The following is a 15,077-nucleotide window of genomic DNA, read 5'->3' as shown; positions in this document are numbered from 1 at the left end:
TGTGCGTCAGATCTTCGGTACCGGCCGCTTCCACGTCAACCGCCCGGTCGGCGCCGCCCTCACCGCTCGCGCGGGTCCGCGGGGCTATCGTCGGACCCGTGTCGGTGCTTGTTCTCCTGCTCTCCGTGGGCGCCGCGTGCTGTCTGGGCTTCGGGTTCGTCCTCCAGCAGGACGCCGCCAGACGTGCGCCCTTGAGCGACTTCCTGTCACCCCGGCTGCTGCTCGACCTGATGCGGGTGCCGAGCTGGCTCGCCGGGATCGGCCTGATGGTCTGCGGCATGGTCCTCGGGGCGCTCGCGCTCGGCCAGGGCGAGGTGTCGCTCGTCGAGCCGCTGCTGGCGACCAATCTGGTCTTCGCGATGGCACTGTCGCGCCACCGCACCGGGCAGTCACTCGGCAAGCAGGGCTGGGGCGGGCTCTGTCTGCTGGCGGGCGGCGTCACCGCGTTCCTGCTGGCCGGCCAGCCGGAAGGCGGTGAGGCGACCGCGGATCCGCTGCGGCAGTGGCTGGTGATCGGCACGGTCGCGGGGCTCGCCGTGGTCCTGACCGTCTCTGCCAGGCACCCGCGGACCCCCGGAACGCCCGTGCTGCTCGGGCTGGCGGCCGGGCTGCTGTACGGACTGCAGGACGCCCTGACCAGGCTCTGCGGGGAGCGGCTGGACGAGGGCGGCTGGGCGACGCTGATGACGGGCTGGCATCCGTACGCGGTCGTCGTGATCGGGGTGACCGGCCTGCTCCTGGTCCAGAGCGCGTTCGAGGCGGGGCCGCTGCGGATGTCGCTCCCCGCGCTGACGGCCGCGCAGCCGCTGGCCGGGATCGTGTGCGGAATCGGGTTCCTGGGCGACCGGGTGCGCACCGACGCGGGTGCCCTGGCCTGGCAGGCTGCCGGACTCGCGGCGATCGTGGCGGGGATCGTGCTGCTCGGGCTCCATCCGGCGATGCCGGAGGGGAAGAGCAGGCACGGGTCCACTGCTGCCGACCGACTGATGTTGGATGAGCAGCATGACTCCGGATGACGAGATCCTGGACATCGTCGATGAGAACGACGAGGTCGTCGGGCAGGCGCCGCGTGGCGAGGCGACCGCGCGGCGCCTGCGCCACCGCTGTGTCTTCATCGAGGCCAGAGACGCCGGGGGACGGCTCTTCGTGCACCGCAGGACGGCGACGAAGCTGGTCTTCCCCTCGCACTACGACATGTTCGTCGGCGGGGTCGTGGGCGCGGGCGAGTCGTACGACGAGGCGGCGCTGCGGGAGGCCGGGGAGGAGCTGGGGGTGCCGGACCTGCCCCGCCCCGAGCCCCTGTTCAAGTTCCTCTACACGAGCGCCGAGCACAGCTGGTGGTCGTACGTGTACCGGGTGCGGTGCGAGCTGCCGGTGAATCCGCAGGTGGAGGAGGTCGCCTGGCACACGTTTCTCACCGATGAGGAACTGGAGCGGCGGCTCGGCGACTGGCTGTGGGTGCCGGACGGGCTGGAGACCTACCACCGCCTGCGGGCGTTCAGGGCCGGGGCAACGGGGTTCACCGCGTGAGCCGGCGAGGCGACGTCATGCGGGGCCTGCGGCTGTGGTTCGCGCCGCAGCAGATCCGTGCGGAGGGCGACACCCCGGACTACCGCTTCTCGCTCGCCAACGAGCGCACGTTCCTTGCGTGGCTCCGGACCGCCCTTGCGCTGATCGGCGGTGGTTTCGCCGTCGACCAGTTCCTGCCCGGTCTGAGCTGGGGCCTCCGGGCGGGCCTGGCCCTCGGGCTGCTCGTGGCCGGTGTCCTGTGTGCCCTGCGCGCGGTGAATCACTGGGTGCGGTGCGAGCGGGCGATGCGGCGCGGTGAGGATCTGCCGGTGTCCCGCTTCCCGGCGCTGCTGAGCATGGTCGTCGCCGTGGTCGCCCTGGCGATGGTGGTGGTGGTCCTGTTCGGCTGGGAGGGCCGGTGACCACGGCAGGGCGCGATCCGGGTCTGCAGCCGGAGCGGACGAGGCTGGCCTGGCGGCGTACAACGTTGTCCTGCACGGTGGTGGCCCTGCTCGCGGTCAGGCAGGCCCTGCACGGCGGGGCGGACGCGGCCGGGGTGATCGCCGTGGCGCTGAGCCTGCTCGCCTGGCTGGGGTTCCTGCGGGTGGCGCACCGCCGGGTGGCGGGCCTGGGATCCACCGCGCCGCCGGCGCTGTCGCAGCGCAACGCGTTGACGGCAGCGGCGTGCACGGTCGCGATCGCGGCGTTCGCCGCCGCCATGCTCTTCTGATCGGCCGCGCGGTCTCAGCTCTCCCAGTCCACGGTGACGACGATCTTGCCGCGGGTGCGCCCCTGCTCGTTGAGCCGGTAGGCGTCCGCGGCCTGCTCCAGGGTGAAGACCTGGTCGACGTGGACGGTGATGATGCCCTGCTCGGCCAGTTCCGCGATCTGTGCGAGGTCCTGGGCGTCGGGGCGCACGAAGGCGTAGCGGCCGCCGTAGGAGAAGACCTCCGCGTCCGCGATGGAGGCGAGCCTGCCGTCGGGGGCGAGCGTCTCCGCGGAGACCCGCAGGGCTTCCCCGCCGACGGTGTCGAACGCGGCGTCGATGCCCTCGGGGGCCAGGGCCCGCAGCCGGTCGGCGAGCCCCTCGCCGTACTCCACGGGTTCGGCGCCCAGCTGCCGCACGTACTCGTGGTTGTGGGGGCCTGCCGTGCCGATGACCCGGCAGCCCGCGTGCCGGGCGAGCTGGACGGCGAACGAGCCGACCCCTCCGGCGGCGGCGTGGACGAGGACCGTCTCGCCGTCCTGGACCTTCAGGGTGCGGTGGAGCACCTGGTAGGCGGTGAGTCCGCACAGCGGGAGGCCGGCGGCCTCCTCGAAGCTCAGGTTCAGGGGCTTGCGGGCGAGGGTGCGCACGGGGGCGGCGACGTATTCGGCGAGGGTCCCGCGCGAGAGGAAGTCCTCGCGCACGTAGCCGATGACCTCGTCGCCCACGGAGAACTCGTCGACGGCGGCACCGGGTTGGACGACGACTCCGGAGACGTCCCAGCCGGGAATGACCGGGAAGACGGCTTCCAGCGCCGACTGGAGGTAGCCCTGGCGCGCCTTCCAGTCGACCGGGTTGACGGCCGCGGCCCGCACCTTCACCAGGACCGAGTCCGGGCCGACCTTGGGGTCGGGCCGGTCGCCGTACTCCAGTACATCGGCCGGACCGTAGCTGCTGTAGCTGATCGCCTTCATCCTCCGACGATCGGCGCAGGTCAGGGTCCCCGCAACTCAGGCTGTGGCGGCGTGGAAGGGCGGGAGCAGGGTGCGCGGGTCGTGACCGGAGTGCCAGAGCCCGATGAGAAAGGCCGTCGTCGTCTCCAGATACCCGGCCCGGTCGAGCCCGCCCACGGTCAGCGGTACGCATCCCAGGGCCCGCACCAGGACCCGTACCGCCTCCAGGGCCTGCTCGTCGTCCCCGCACAGCGGGACGGTGACCGGCCCGTCGGCGAAAACGGGCGGGGTGAGCCGCCACACGGAGTCCGGGAGGTGGTTGAACGCCTTGACGACCCGCGCCCCGGTGGAGTCGGCGATCGTACGGGCGGCGCCCGGGCCCCCGTCCGTGGTGAGCCTGAATCCGGGTCCGACGGCGTTGGTGCAGTCGATCAGCAGCCGGTCCCGCAGGGCACCGTCCGCGGCGCCGAGGCCGCCGAGGACACCGGCAACGGCGTCGTACGGCACGGCGAGCAGGATCGCGTCGCCGAAGGCCGCCGCCTCGGTGACCGTGCCCGCGCTCTGGCCGGTGCGGCCGGCGAGGGAACGGGCGCGGTCGGGTGACCGGCCGCCGAAGAGGACGTCGTGCCCGGCCCTCCCCCACTGGGTGCCGAGGGCTTCCGCCATGTTTCCCGTACCGATGATGCCGATGCGCATGTCCGTCTCCCGTGGCCGCTGTTCGCGTAGCGTCGTCCTGTCGGAACGCTAGGAGATCCGTTGCGCACCGTTCGGTGTCCAACGGGCCGGGGAGGGGGAACCGTGGACCGGCTGCTCGCGGACTGCCGGGCCAGGCTCGGCTTCGACCTGCTGGCGAACACCTGGAATCCCGTGGTCCTGTACGCGCTGGCCACGGGCCCGCGCCGGCCCGGTGAACTGCGGGCGGAGATCGGTGGCATCAGCGCCAAGGTGCTGACCGAGACGCTGCGCCGGCTGGAGGGGTACGGGCTGGTGGAGCGGTGCGCGTACGCCGAGGCACCGCCGCGCGTGGAGTACGCGCTGACAGCGCTCGGCCGGACACTGCTCGAACCGATCGAGGCCCTGGGCCGCTGGTCGGCCCGGTACGGGGACGCGTTCGTCGCTGCGCAGGGCTGGGAGGACTAGGGCCTTCCGCCCTGGGGCCTCACCGGCCTCATCGGCCTCACCAGCGCGGGATCGGAGGAGTCACCCACTCGGGGTCGGCCTTGCGCATCGCCGCCGCGTCGTCGCGTGCGCGCATCGTGCCGTCGTCGTCGAGCCAGCGCCGGTGGAGCGCGGCCAGCCGGTCGCGGTCCAGTTCGACGCCGAGTCCGGGGGCGTCGGAGACGGCGAGGTGTCCGTCCTCGAAGGTGTGGCGGGTGGTGATGACGTCCTCGGTCTGCCAGGGGTAGTGGCTGTCGCAGGCGTAGTCGAGGTTGGGCACGGTGGCGGCTACGTGGGTCATCGCGGCCAGGCTGATGCCGAGGTGGGTGTTGGAGTGCATGGAGAGTCCGACGCCGAAGGTGCGGCAGATCCCGGCCAGTTCACGGGTGCGGTGCAGCCCGCCCCAGTAGTGGTGGTCGGAGAGGATCACCTGGACCGCGTCGCGGGCGAAGGCCTCGGGGACTTCCGCGAGGGTGGTGACGCACATGTTCGTGGCGAGCGGGAGGTCCGTCCCGGCGGAGACCTCCGCCATCGCCGCTGTACCGCTCGCCGGGTCCTCCAGATATTCCAGTACGCCCTTGAGCTGATCGGCGACGTACAGCGAGGTCTCCACGGACCAGGCACCGTTGGGGTCCAGCCTCAGCGGCTGCCCCGGGAAGGCCTCGGCGAGCGCGCGGACGGCGGCGATCTCCTGGTCGGGCTCGAAGACTCCGCCCTTGAGCTTGAAGGAGGTGAACCCGTGCTCGCGGGAGAAGCGCTGCGCCTGGGCGACGACTCCGGCGGGGTCGAGGGCCGCGCCCCAGTCGTCGGGTTCGCCGCCCGCGGGGTGGGCGGCCCAGCGGTAGAAGAGGTACGCGCTGTACTCGACGCGGTCGCGGACCTTGCCGCCGAGCAGGGCGTGCACGGGCAGGCCGAGGGTCTTGCCGAGCGCGTCCAGGCAGGCGACCTCGAACCCGGAGACGACGGAGAGCCGCAGCTTGTCGGCGGTCTGCACGCCGCGCAGCCCACCCGCGTCGACCCGCCCGTCGGCGGCGCGTGAGTCGCCGCACACCTCGTCGGCCAGGGCGAAGAGGCCGTTCAGGTCGCTGACCGGGCGGCCGGGGAGGGCGCGGGCAAGCGGCTCGGCCAGTTCGAGGTAGGTGCCGTCGCCGTAGGTCTCCCCGATTCCCGTGACACCGCCGCGTGTGACGACCTCCACGATGAGCCGCGGGGTGTACGGCTGGTGGACGCCCTGGGTGTTCAGCAGCGGCGGATCGGCGATGAGGATCGGGGTCAGCCGGACGTCGTCGATCAACAATGCTGTATCCATACGTGAACCCTATTCAGGGATACGACTGAACGCCAGACCGTGAGCCAAGATCGTCCACTTGATTCCGGGAGTTCACTGGACGACATACCGACTGGTCGGCATCATGGTCCCGATCGTTCAACCGTCCCGGAGGTGCGCACCATGAGCCCAGTCCATCCGCCAGGTCTCGACCTCGACCTGCTGCGTGGGTTCCTCGACCGCGAGCGGCCCGGGCTGGTGAACGGACCGCTCGAAGGCCGGCTGATCGAGGGCGGACGCTCCAACCTGACCTACATCGTCACCGACGGCACGGGGCAGTGGGTCGTCCGCAGACCGCCGCTGGGCCACGTGCTGGCCACCGCGCACGACATGAAGCGCGAGCACCGGGTGATCAGCGCCCTGCATCCGACCGCCGTACCGGTGCCCGAGCCGGTGCTGCTGTGCGAGGACGAGTCGGTCATCGGCGCGTCGTTCTACGTCATGGAGTACGTCGAGGGAACCCCGTACCGCACCGCCGAGCAGCTCGCCCCCCTCGGCCCCGAGCGCACCCGGGCCGCCGTCCTCGGACTCGTCGACACCCTCGTCGATCTGCACGCCGTGGACCCGGAGGCCGTCGGCCTCGGCGACTTCGGGCGCCCCGAGGGCTTCCTGGACCGCCAGCTGCGGCGCTGGGGCAAGCAGTTGGACGCATCCCGCAACCGTGAGCTGGCCGGCATCGACGAGCTGCACGCCGCGCTCGGCCGGGCGCTGCCCGCCTCCCCCGCACCCACCGTCGTGCACGGCGACTACCGCCTGGACAACGTGCTGATCGGGGAGGACGACCGGATCAAGGCCGTCCTGGACTGGGAGATGTCCACGCTCGGCGACCCGCTGACCGACCTCGGCCTGCTCGTGATGTACAGCTCCGACCTCGACCTGCCCGCCTCCCCGGTGTCCACCACCAGCGGCGCGGCCGGTCACCCCACTCCCGCCGAGCTGATCGAGCGCTACGCCGCCCGCTCCGGCCGGGACACCTCCGGCATCTCCTGGTACACGGCATTCGCCTGGTTCAAGCTCGCCGTGATCCTCGAGGGCATCCACTACCGGTACACCCTCGGCCAGACCGTCGGCCCCGGCTTCGACCGCATCGGCGACCTCGTCCCCGTCTTCATCGCGCACGGCCTCACCACCCTCCAGGAAGGCTGATCACCCATGGACTTCGCATTCGACGCCCGTACCGAAGAGCTGCGCACGAAGCTGCTGGCCTTCATGGACGAGCACGTGTACCCGGCCGAGGCGGTCGCGGAGGAGCAGCGCGCCCGGCTCGCCTCGCCGTGGGACACCCCGCAGATCGTGGAGGACCTCAAGGCGGAGGCGCGCAGGCAGGGCCTGTGGAACCTCTTCCTCCCCGACGCGGAGTACGGTGCCGGACTGACGAACCTCCAGTACGCCCCGCTCGCCGAGATCACCGGCCGCAGCCCGCATCTGGCTCCGACCGCGCTGAACTGCGCGGCCCCGGACACCGGGAACATGGAGGTGCTCTTCCAGTTCGCCACGGACGAGCAGAAGAAGCAGTGGCTGGAGCCGCTGCTCGCCGGCGAGATCCGCTCGGCGTTCGCGATGACGGAGCCCGAGGTGGCCTCGTCGGACGCGACGAACATCGAGACGCGGATCGTGCGGGAAGGCGACGAATACGTCATCAACGGGCGCAAGTGGTACATCTCCGGGGCGATGAACCCGGACTGCGCCGTCTTCATCGTGATGGGCAAGACCGACCCGGACGGCGAGGACATCCGCCGCCAGCAGTCCATGATCCTCGTCCCGCGCGACACCCCCGGCCTGGAGGTGCGCCGTGCGATGCAGGTGTACGGCTACGAGGACCACTCCCACGGCGGCCACGCCGAGGTCGTGTTCACCGATGTGCGGGTGCCCGCCGCGAATCTGATCGGCGAGGAGGGCGGCGGCTTCGCCATCGCCCAGGCACGGCTGGGCCCGGGCCGTATCCACCACTGCATGCGACTGATCGGGATGGCCGAGCGCGCGATCGAGCTGATGTGCAGGCGGGCCGTGTCCCGTACGGCCTTCGGCAAGCCGCTCGCCCAGCAGGGCGTCGTGCAGAACTGGATCGCTGACGCCCGGGTGACCGTGGAGCAGCTGCGGCTGCTCGTCCTGAAGACGGCCTGGCTGATGGACACCGTGGGCAACCGCGGGGCGCACACCGAGATCCAGTCGATCAAGATCGCCACGCCGCGCGCGGTCGTCGGCATTCTCGACCAGGCGGTGCAGCTGTACGGCGCCGGCGGTGTGAGCCAGGACTTCCCGCTGGCCGAACTGTGGTCCTCGGCACGGACCCTGCGGCTGGCGGACGGGCCGGACGAGGTGCACCAGCGGTCGCTCGCCCGTCGCGAGATCAAGAAGTACCTCTGACCGACGGCGGTGCGGCCCGCTCCTACTGACCGCACCGCCGAAGGAGTTCAGAAGGTGAGCTTCCAGCTGTCGATGTAGCCGGTGTCCTGCGAGGCCGTGTCCCGCACCTGGAGCTTCCAGGTGCCGTTCGCGGTCTCGCTCGACGCGTTGACGGTGTACGTCGCGATCACGTTGTCGGCCGAGTCGCTGCTGCTCGCGCTCTTCAGCCGGTACGCGGTGCCGTCCGGCGCGAGCAGGTCGACGACGAGGTCGCCGCGCCAGGTGTGCTTGATGTCCACGCCCACCTGAAGTGCGGTGGGGGCGTTACCGGTTCGTCCGGTGACCGCGATGGAGGAGGTCACGGCCGCCCCGGCGTCCGGCACGGTGACATCGGTGGTGCTGGTGAACACGCCCTCGCCCGTGGGCGGTTCGACGGTGCCTGCGGACAGGGTCCAGATCGCGTGGGCCACCGCGTCGCTGTTGCGGTCCAGGGCCGTGTCGTTGATGTTGGCCGTGGTGTCGCAGGACGAGTGGTAGCAGCGGTCGAAGGACTGCCCCGCGGTGCCGCCCCACTTCGTGGCCTGGGCGCTGCTCTTCGTGTTGCTCGCCCCGGTGAACAGGCCGCCGACGGGCACGCCCGCGCTCTTGAAGGGGGCGTGGTCGGAGCGGCCGTCGCCCTCGGTCTCTATCTCGGTGGGCACCGAGAGACCGGCGAAGTAGCTCTTGAAGGTCTGCTCGATGACCGGGTCGTCGTCGTAGACGAAGTAGCCGGCGTTGGGCGAGCCGATCATGTCGAAGTTGAGGTATCCGTCGAGCTTGGCACGCTCGGTGGCGGCGAGGTTGTTCACGTAGTACTTCGAGCCGACGAGCCCCAGCTCCTCGGCACCCCACCAGGCGAACCGCAGGTGCTTGTCGGGTGCGAGCTGCGCCCGGGAGACGGCGAGGGCGGTTTCCAGCACGGCCGCCGAGCCGGAGCCGTTGTCGTTGATTCCCGCGCCGGAGGTCACCGAGTCGAGGTGGGAGCCGGCCATGAGGACCTGGTTCGGGTCCCCTCCCGGCCAGTCGGCGACGAGGTTGTACCCGGTGGCTCCGCCGGAGGTGAACTGCTGGAGTGCCGTGGTGTATCCGGCCGCGTCCAGCTTGGCCTTCACATAGTCGATGGACGCCTTGTAGCCGGTCCGGCCGTGGGCCCGGTTGCCGCCGTTCGCGGTGGCTATCGACTGGAGCTGGGTGAGGTGCGCCTTGACGTTGGCGAGGGGTATGTCGGGCGCCGCGGCCACCACGGAGGAGGCGGCCACCGCGGAGGGGGCGGGGGCCGCCTGTACAGCGGGGGCTGCCGTCGCGAGCAGGGCCGCGACGGCGAGGGCGGATGCGGACACGGATCTGTATCTGGCTGGGCTCATCGAAGGCTCCGGATTCCGTTCGGGGACTGACGGAACGTGCGGGGGGTACCCGGCCGTGCACGGCCGGGGCCAGGAGCTGGTGGTGCGATGTGCGTGACCGATGGTCAGCGAGATGGCCGCGTACCGTCAAGAGCTGAATCCGGACAGCCCCGTTCGCTCAGCGGACAGAACCGGTGGGCGGGCTGCCGCACGGGATCGGGAGAACACCGTGGCGTGCCGCGCGGGGGTGCCGATCGTCGTGCGCAGGGCCGGAGTTGGCGCCGCACTGACACCGATCCCGCTTGCCCGCCCGATGATCACGGGATAGGGTCCCCGGGCACATATGGGGTGATCATGACAGGCGGGGGACATGGCAGACGTAACAGGCGCACCCACGAAGGGCACGGGCGCATGGGGGCAGGCCGTCCTGGCCGTGGCGCTGGTAGGGGCACTGGGGGTCGGACTGTGGACGGTCCAGGAGACGTCGTCCGCGGACAGCGTCCCGCCGCCTGCCACCTGCTCGGGCGGGGAGCCCGAGAAGGCGACGGGAAAGCCCGGGAAGGCGCCCTGGCGGGTCTCCGGGGCGCAGCTGTGCGAGGCACTTAACCGTCCCGGCCTGGCCGAGGTGCTGGGGACGCCCGGGGAGACCGTGAAGTCGGCCAGCGGCAACGGCGGCTCCCTCGACTTCTCCGGCGCGAAGGAGATCGACACCCCCTCGGCCCAGGTCGAGTTCGGCACCTACACCGTGACGTTGTCGGCCACCTACGACGGTCTTCCGGTGGACGGGTCCGCCACGCTCCTGGGGGCCGACGCCCGGCAGCAGACGTTTCTGGGCCGCCCGGCGGTCATCTACTCGCAGCGCACCATCAGCATCAGCTTCCGCCTCGACGGCAGCGACTCCGAGAGCGGTCCCGGCGCTCCGGCCCGCGTCCTCAGCGTGGCCCAGGACGCGAAGGACGGCGGCGGGTCCTTCGAGGTGGCCGTGTGGCGCACGGACGGCATGACGCCGGACGACGCGGTGCTGCTCCGCGTCGCCGAGAAGGTCCTGCCGACGGTCCCGCGGTGGGCCGACGCCGGCTGACGGCCTGCGGCAGCGCCTCCGCGTCCGGCACACGGAGTCCGGCGGCTTCGGCCGTCAGGGGCGCAGAGCCCTCAGGAGCAGGTCGGCCAGGTGGTCGGCGACCTCCTGCTGGCTGAGGGGGCCGTCCGGGCTGTACCACGTGGACAGGTGGTGGACCGAACCGAAGTGGTAGTCGACCACCAGGTCCGCCGGGGTCGCCGAGGAGAACACCCCGCTGCGCTGCCCCTCCTCGACCAGCGCCCGGAAGCCCTCGTGGTAGCGGCGCCGCTCCATCCGTACCTGCTTGTTCTTCTCCGGGCTCAGGTGGTGCATCGAGCGGAAGAAGATCGAGGCGTCGTCGAGGTTCTCGATGGTGGTGACGACCACGTCCGCCGCCGCGTCGCGCAGCCGCTGCTCGATCGGGGCCTCGGCGTTCGCGTACGCGTCGAGCCGCTCCTGCTGCAGCCGCAGCACCCGGGCGTAGACCTCCTGGAGGAGGTCCTCCTTGGAGCCGAAATAGTGGTAGAGGGCGCCTTTGGTGACGCCCGCCGCCTCGACGATCTCCTGGACCGAGGTGCGGTCGTAGCCACGCTCGGCGAAGAGCCGGGTGGCGGCGGCAAGCAGCCGTTGAGGGACGGGCGTACCGTTCCCGCCGTCCGTCGCCTTGGCCATTGCCGCCACCTGCCCTCTCGTCTGTGCGTGAAGTGTTCTACCGGGGAGAACGCAGTTCCCGCCTGAGGATCTTCCCACTTGCGGTCTTCGGGAGTTCCGTCAGGATCTCCACTTCGCGCGGGTACTTGTACGCGGCGAGCCTTTCCTTGCAGTACGCGCTCAGCTCGCCGGGCTCCGTCTCGGCCCCCGGACGCAGGCTGACGTAGGCCCGGACGGTCTCCCCGCGGTAGGTGTCGGGGACTCCCACGACGGCGGCCTCGCGCACCGCGGGGTGGGTGTAGAGGACGTCCTCGACCTCTCGTGGCCAGACCTTGAAGCCGGAGGCGTTGATCATGTCCTTCTTGCGGTCGACGACGTAGAGCCAGCCCGCCGCGTCCATGAAGCCGATGTCGCCGGTGCGCAGTTCCCCGTCGGGGAAGGCTGCCTCGGTCGCCTCGGGGAGGTTCCAGTAGCCGGAGACGACCTGCGGCCCGCGTACGGCTATCTCGCCCTGTTCGCCGAAGGGGACGTCGTCGCCGTTCTCGTCGATGATCCTGACCAGCGTGTCGGGTCCGGGAACGCCGACGGACAGGGTCCCGGACACCGGGTCGACGGGGGCCTCGTGCTCCGGCGGTACGGCGGCGCAGGGCGCCGTGCACTCGGTGAGGCCGTAGCCGTTGCGGATGTACGGGCCGAAGCCGTCGCGGAACTTCTCCACGAGCGCGGGCGGCAGCGGCGCACCGCCCGAGGAGATCACCTCGAAGGAGGCGAAGTGCTCGCGGGTGACCCCGGGGTGCGCGGCGAGCGCCATGAAGGCGGTCGAGGGGCCGACGGTGTAGGCGGGGCGGTGCTCGGCGAAGGCCTCCAGGACGACGCTCGCCTCGAAGCGGTAGGCGAGGACGAGGGTGCCCGCGTTGGCGATGCAGGCGGCGAGCTGGCACACCATGCCGGTGATGTGGAAGAGCGGGGCGAGCGCGAAGTAGGCGGCCCCCTCGGCGATGGGGTGGCCGGTCCGCTGCCGCTCCGCGTTGACCATGATGTTGCCGTGGGAGTTCATGGCGCCCTTGGGGGTACCGCTCGTCCCGGAGGTGTAGCTGATCAGCGCCACGTCGGCGGCGGTGAGCTCGGTGCCCTCGGGGGCGGCGAGTCCCCGGCGGGCCACGGCCACCAGGTCCGCCGCCCAGTCGTCGGGGCCGGGGGCGGGGAGCCTCTCGAAGCCGAGCACCCGGGGGTCGTCGGCCGTCTGGAGGTCGCGCTCGCAGGCGGTGACGGCGATCTTCACGCCGGGCGCTGCCTCCGCGGTGTCCCGCAGATAGGACTCCCAGGCACGGTCCGAGCAGATCAGCGCGGTCACCCCGGCGTCCTTCAGTACGTGGCCGACCTCGCCGGACTTGTACATCGGGTTCAGCGGGACGACGGTCGCGCCGGCCTTCCAGGCGCCCAGCAGCGCGAGGACGAAGTGCGGGGTGTTCTGCAGCATGATCGCCACACGGTCGCCGCGCCGCAGCCCTTCGGCGGCGAGGTGCCCGGCCACGGAGTCGGAGAGCTCATCGGTCTCGCGGTAGCCGAGACGGCCGTCGAAATAGGCGAGGGCGGGGTGCTCGGGAGCCCGCCCGACAGCGGCGCGGAAGGCGTGCACCAGGGTCTCGGCCGGGTGGACCGGGGCCCGCTGCGCCTCGCTGAGCAGGGCGGTCCAGGGCTTTGCCGCGTAGATCGACTCGGTCATGCGCCGGCCTCCTCCCACTTCTGCTGCAGGTGGTTCATGCTGCCGATCCAGTGGTCGGGGTCCTTGGCGCGGGCCCGGTAGTACCCGGCCACCTCCGGATGCGGCAGGACCAGGAAGCGGTCCTGCTCCATGGCGTCGAACAGGGCGTCGGCGACGGCCTCCGGCTCGATCGCGGTGGGGGCGAGTACGAGATCGCCCGCGGAGCCCGCGGCGGTGAGCATGTCCGTGCGCACGCCCTGCGGGCAGATCGTGTGGACCTTGATGCCGCGGTGGCGGTAGGTGAGCGCGAGCCACTCGGCGAAGGCCACCGCACCGTGCTTGGTGACGCTGTACGGGGCCGCGCCGATCATCGTCAGCAGACCGGCCGCGGACGCGGTGGAGACGAAACGGCCGCTGCCGCGCTCCAGCCAGTCCGGCAGCAGCGCCTTGGCCGCGCGGACGTGGGACATCACGTTGACGTCCCAGGCCCGTGCCCAGACGTCCTCGTCGGCGAAGGCGTCGCCGCCGGATGCCAGGCCCGCGTTGGCGCAGTAGATGTCCACCGTGCCGTCGAGTGCGTCCCGGGCCGCGTCCACGATCCCCGAGGCGTCACCTGCGACGGCGGTCGCGCCGATCTCCTCGGCGAGCGCCTTGATCCGGTCGATGTCGAGATCGTTGACGACGACCCGTGCACCTTCCGCGGCGAATCTGCGGGCCAGAGCGGCTCCGATGCCGCCTCCGGCTCCGGTCACCACTACGCCAGCGCCCTGCACCGTACTCATCGGTCCCGCCTCTCTCAGCCGTCTTCCCCGGCAGACTAACCAGTCGGTATGTGATCAGGGAAGGGGTCCCGGGCAGGACTGGGTATCTGCCCAGTCAGGGCCGTTCCGTGCGGCCCTCGCCCGCGCTAGCGTGCGTGGCCATGACAGTCGGCGCGATCATGGAGGTAGCGGAATGACCCTGTCCAGACGTGGTTTGCTGGCCGTCGGCGGAGCGATGGGTGCCGTCGCGGCCACCACGGCCGGGCCCGGGACGGCCTCGGCCGCGGGCCGGGGGCACGGTGCCGGGCGCACCGGGGTCCGTACCGGCTTCGAACGGCTGGCCGCCGACGGGTACCGGATTCTGGCGGGAGAGAAGGTCGGTGTCGTCACCAATCCGACCGGGATCACGGCGGACGTACGGCACATCGTCGATGTGATGCACCCGGACGAGCGGGTCAATCTGACCGCGGTCTTCGGACCGGAGCACGGCTTCCGCGGGACCGCGCAGGCGGGCGGCTCGGAGGGGCGCTACGACGACCCGGCGACGGGACTGCCGGTCTACGACACCTACCTCAAGAGCGGGCAGGCGCTCGCGGACATCTTCACGGCTTCGGGCGTGGACACGGTCGTCTTCGACATCCAGGACGCGGGCGCCCGCTTCTACACGTACATCTGGACCCTGTACGACTGCATGGAGGCGGCGGCTCTCGCCGGCAAGCGGTTCGTGGTGCTCGACCGGCCGAACCCGGTGACCGGGCGGGCGGCGCTGGGACCGGTGCTCGACCCGGCCTTCGCGACGTTCGTGGGGCGCAGGGAGATCTCCCAGGCGCACGGGATGACGGTCGCCGAGCTGGCGCTGCTCTTCAACGCGGAGTTCCTCGCGGCGCGGCCGGCGGAGCTGGACATCGTGAAGATGTCGGGGTGGCGGCGTTCGGACTTCTTCGACGTGACGGGGCTGCCGTGGGTGCCGCCGAGCCCCAACATGCCGACGCCGGAGACGGCGCTGGTCTACTCGGGGACGTGCCTGTTCGAGGGAACGAACCTCTCCGAGGGGCGGGGCACGACCCGGCCGTTCGAACTGCTCGGGGCGGAGGGGATCGACCACCGGTGGGCGGCGGCGGCGAACGCGCTGGAGCTGCCCGGGGTGGCCTTCCGTGAGGCGTACTTCGCGCCGACGTTCTCCAAGTTCCAGGGGAAGACGGTGGGCGGGGTCCAGGTGCACGTCCAGGACCGGGAGGTCTTCGACCCGGTACGCACCGGCATCGCGCTGCTGGTGACGGCGAAGCGGACGTGGAGCGGGTTCGCGTGGCGACCGGACAACTGGATCGACAAGCTCACGGGCAACACGCGGGTCCGCACGATGATCGACGCCGGCGCGGACACCGATGAGGTGGTGGGGGCGTGGAACGCCGATCTGGCGGCGTTCCGGGCCACGCGCAAGAGGTATCTCCAGTACCGGTGAGTGCCGGAGGCACCTGCCTCCCCCTCGACCGCCGGACGGGCTCGACATGCCCGTCCG

The 15,077-nt window shown here is 71.4% G+C and carries 16 protein-coding genes; 9 read left to right on the top strand and 7 right to left on the bottom strand.

The features are described from left to right. Positions 1–98: 98 nt before the first annotated feature. The 4 genes from OG257_RS30595 to OG257_RS30580 are packed head-to-tail and all read left to right on the top strand — an operon-like array spanning position 99 to position 2,239. A complete protein-coding gene (locus OG257_RS30595) occupies positions 99–1,016 on the top strand; it encodes a DMT family transporter (protein WP_329212728.1) in 918 nt (305 codons plus the stop codon). Then, complete coding sequence (locus tag OG257_RS30590) at positions 1,003–1,530, top strand: NUDIX hydrolase (RefSeq protein ID WP_329212727.1); 528 nt, start codon at positions 1,003–1,005, stop codon at positions 1,528–1,530. The genes OG257_RS30595 and OG257_RS30590 overlap by 14 nt, the downstream gene beginning before the upstream one ends. Before the next feature lie 17 nt (positions 1,531–1,547). Next, positions 1,548–1,931, top strand: coding sequence for a YidH family protein (locus OG257_RS30585; protein WP_329215433.1), 384 nt, complete (start codon positions 1,548–1,550; stop codon positions 1,929–1,931). Then, the gene (locus OG257_RS30580) at positions 1,928–2,239 is read left to right on the top strand and encodes a DUF202 domain-containing protein (protein WP_329212726.1); all 312 of its coding nucleotides are present in this window, start codon (positions 1,928–1,930) and stop codon (positions 2,237–2,239) included. The genes OG257_RS30585 and OG257_RS30580 overlap by 4 nt, the downstream gene beginning before the upstream one ends. A gap of 14 nt (positions 2,240–2,253) precedes the next feature. On the opposite strand, the gene OG257_RS30575 is transcribed toward OG257_RS30580, so the two are convergent. Both OG257_RS30575 and OG257_RS30570 read right to left on the bottom strand, forming a co-directional pair. After that, positions 2,254–3,189, bottom strand: coding sequence for an NADP-dependent oxidoreductase (locus OG257_RS30575; protein ID WP_329212725.1), 936 nt, complete (start codon positions 3,187–3,189; stop codon positions 2,254–2,256). A gap of 36 nt (positions 3,190–3,225) precedes the next feature. After that, the gene (locus OG257_RS30570; protein WP_329212724.1) at positions 3,226–3,864 is read right to left on the bottom strand and encodes an NADPH-dependent F420 reductase; all 639 of its coding nucleotides are present in this window, start codon (positions 3,862–3,864) and stop codon (positions 3,226–3,228) included. Positions 3,865–3,966: 102 nt separating this feature from the next. Here OG257_RS30570 and OG257_RS30565 point away from each other — a divergent pair, with 102 nt between their 5' ends. After that, positions 3,967–4,308, top strand: a complete 342-nt coding sequence (locus tag OG257_RS30565) for a winged helix-turn-helix transcriptional regulator (protein ID WP_329212723.1) — start codon at positions 3,967–3,969, stop codon at positions 4,306–4,308. A gap of 37 nt (positions 4,309–4,345) precedes the next feature. Here the strand turns inward: OG257_RS30565 and OG257_RS30560 are convergent, their stop codons facing one another. Beyond that, positions 4,346–5,635, bottom strand: a complete 1,290-nt coding sequence (locus OG257_RS30560) for a glucarate dehydratase family protein (RefSeq protein WP_329212722.1) — start codon at positions 5,633–5,635, stop codon at positions 4,346–4,348. Between the two features lie 141 nt (positions 5,636–5,776). Between OG257_RS30560 and OG257_RS30555 the strand changes: the two genes are divergently transcribed. Both OG257_RS30555 and OG257_RS30550 read left to right on the top strand, forming a co-directional pair. Beyond that, the gene (locus OG257_RS30555) at positions 5,777–6,799 is read left to right on the top strand and encodes a phosphotransferase family protein (RefSeq protein ID WP_329212721.1); all 1,023 of its coding nucleotides are present in this window, start codon (positions 5,777–5,779) and stop codon (positions 6,797–6,799) included. Between the two features lie 6 nt (positions 6,800–6,805). Continuing rightward, on the top strand, positions 6,806–8,020 hold the full coding sequence (locus OG257_RS30550) for an acyl-CoA dehydrogenase family protein (RefSeq protein ID WP_329212720.1): 1,215 nt from the start codon (positions 6,806–6,808) through the stop codon (positions 8,018–8,020). Positions 8,021–8,067: 47 nt separating this feature from the next. Here the strand turns inward: OG257_RS30550 and OG257_RS30545 are convergent, their stop codons facing one another. Next, complete coding sequence (locus OG257_RS30545; protein WP_329212719.1) at positions 8,068–9,402, bottom strand: M28 family metallopeptidase; 1,335 nt, start codon at positions 9,400–9,402, stop codon at positions 8,068–8,070. A gap of 349 nt (positions 9,403–9,751) precedes the next feature. Here OG257_RS30545 and OG257_RS30540 point away from each other — a divergent pair, with 349 nt between their 5' ends. Then, positions 9,752–10,462 (top strand): DUF6215 domain-containing protein, encoded by a 711-nt coding sequence (locus OG257_RS30540; RefSeq protein ID WP_329212718.1) that lies wholly within the window; start codon positions 9,752–9,754, stop codon positions 10,460–10,462. A gap of 54 nt (positions 10,463–10,516) precedes the next feature. Here the strand turns inward: OG257_RS30540 and OG257_RS30535 are convergent, their stop codons facing one another. From OG257_RS30535 to OG257_RS30525, 3 genes are read right to left on the bottom strand one after another with little or no spacing between them, the layout of a single operon-like run. Beyond that, positions 10,517–11,113, bottom strand: a complete 597-nt coding sequence (locus tag OG257_RS30535) for a TetR/AcrR family transcriptional regulator (RefSeq protein WP_329212717.1) — start codon at positions 11,111–11,113, stop codon at positions 10,517–10,519. Positions 11,114–11,150: 37 nt separating this feature from the next. After that, a complete protein-coding gene (locus OG257_RS30530; protein ID WP_329212716.1) occupies positions 11,151–12,818 on the bottom strand; it encodes an AMP-binding protein in 1,668 nt (555 codons plus the stop codon). Further along, positions 12,815–13,579, bottom strand: a complete 765-nt coding sequence (locus OG257_RS30525; RefSeq protein WP_329212715.1) for an SDR family oxidoreductase — start codon at positions 13,577–13,579, stop codon at positions 12,815–12,817. The genes OG257_RS30530 and OG257_RS30525 overlap by 4 nt, the downstream gene beginning before the upstream one ends. Positions 13,580–13,751: 172 nt before the next feature. Between OG257_RS30525 and OG257_RS30520 the strand changes: the two genes are divergently transcribed. After that, a complete protein-coding gene (locus OG257_RS30520; RefSeq protein WP_329212714.1) occupies positions 13,752–15,020 on the top strand; it encodes an exo-beta-N-acetylmuramidase NamZ family protein in 1,269 nt (422 codons plus the stop codon). Positions 15,021–15,077 lie beyond the last annotated feature (57 nt).

Origin of the sequence: Streptomyces sp. NBC_00683 (assembly GCF_036226745.1) — a bacterium.
Lineage (GTDB): Bacteria > Actinomycetota > Actinomycetes > Streptomycetales > Streptomycetaceae > Streptomyces.
Note: the sequence above shows the minus strand (reverse complement) of the source record. Positions and strands in the feature narration are given on the sequence as shown.

Bases quoted from the DNA above. Each gene is read 5' to 3' on its own strand.
- OG257_RS30590 (WP_329212727.1), top strand. From the start codon at position 1,003: ATGACTCCGGATGACGAGATCCTGGACATCGTCGATGAGAACGACGAG.
- OG257_RS30585 (WP_329215433.1), top strand. From the start codon at position 1,548: ATGCGGGGCCTGCGGCTGTGGTTCGCGCCGCAGCAGATCCGTGCGGAG.
- OG257_RS30575 (WP_329212725.1), bottom strand. From the start codon at position 3,189: ATGAAGGCGATCAGCTACAGCAGCTACGGTCCGGCCGATGTACTGGAG.
- OG257_RS30570 (WP_329212724.1), bottom strand. From the start codon at position 3,864: ATGCGCATCGGCATCATCGGTACGGGAAACATGGCGGAAGCCCTCGGC.
- OG257_RS30560 (WP_329212722.1), bottom strand. From the start codon at position 5,635: ATGGATACAGCATTGTTGATCGACGACGTCCGGCTGACCCCGATCCTC.
- OG257_RS30555 (WP_329212721.1), top strand. From the start codon at position 5,777: ATGAGCCCAGTCCATCCGCCAGGTCTCGACCTCGACCTGCTGCGTGGG.
- OG257_RS30550 (WP_329212720.1), top strand. From the start codon at position 6,806: ATGGACTTCGCATTCGACGCCCGTACCGAAGAGCTGCGCACGAAGCTG.
- OG257_RS30545 (WP_329212719.1), bottom strand. From the start codon at position 9,402: ATGAGCCCAGCCAGATACAGATCCGTGTCCGCATCCGCCCTCGCCGTC.
- OG257_RS30540 (WP_329212718.1), top strand. From the start codon at position 9,752: ATGGCAGACGTAACAGGCGCACCCACGAAGGGCACGGGCGCATGGGGG.
- OG257_RS30535 (WP_329212717.1), bottom strand. From the start codon at position 11,113: ATGGCCAAGGCGACGGACGGCGGGAACGGTACGCCCGTCCCTCAACGG.
- OG257_RS30530 (WP_329212716.1), bottom strand. From the start codon at position 12,818: ATGACCGAGTCGATCTACGCGGCAAAGCCCTGGACCGCCCTGCTCAGC.
- OG257_RS30525 (WP_329212715.1), bottom strand. From the start codon at position 13,579: ATGAGTACGGTGCAGGGCGCTGGCGTAGTGGTGACCGGAGCCGGAGGC.
- OG257_RS30520 (WP_329212714.1), top strand. From the start codon at position 13,752: ATGACCCTGTCCAGACGTGGTTTGCTGGCCGTCGGCGGAGCGATGGGT.